This is a genomic window from Pseudochelatococcus sp. B33 (assembly GCF_053570585.1).
Genome location: NZ_JBSEFH010000085.1, coordinates 1 through 626 on the forward strand (window position 1 = coordinate 1; position 626 = coordinate 626).

General features: G+C 66.8%; 1 protein-coding gene. It reads left to right on the forward strand.

What is annotated here, in order from left to right:
• Nucleotides 1-626, forward strand: a 626-nt coding sequence (locus ACUSIJ_RS29660) for a redoxin domain-containing protein (RefSeq protein ID WP_449312007.1), incomplete at both ends; no start/stop codon positions are given.

Sequence of the window (626 nt, forward strand, 5' to 3'; positions counted from 1 at the left end):
GGCGCTCGCTGGGCGTGAGCGAACGCATCCGCCAGGGCCTGGGGGCGGCGGTGCTTGCCGGCGTCACGGCCATCGCGCTTGGTCTCGATACCGGCCTGCTGGCGCGCCTCTCCTATGCCGGCACGACCTTGCTCGAGAACGCCGTCATCGACCGGCTGCACGCCGAGCCCGCCGCAGACATGCAGCCGGAAGCCATCGGCCCCGGCATGATGACCGCCGCTGCCGATGCGATGCAGCCGTTCCGCAGCAATCTGCCCGTCGAAGGCCGTGCGCCCGCGCTGGAGGGCGCCGTCGAATGGCTGAATTCACCGCCGCTTGCCATCGACGAATTGCGCGGCAAGGTCGTGCTCGTCGACTTCTGGACCTATTCCTGCATCAACTGCATCCGCACCACGCCCTATGTCCGCGCCTGGGCCGACAAGTACAAGGACCAGGGCCTCGTGGTGATCGGCGTCCACACCCCGGAATTCGCCTTCGAAAAGAAGATCGACAACGTCAGGAAGGCGGTTGCGGGCTACAAGATCGGCTATCCGGTGGCGGTCGACAACGACTATCGCATCTGGCGTGCCTTCCGGAACAGCTACTGGCCCGCCCACTACCTGATCGACGCCGACGGCCGGATCCGC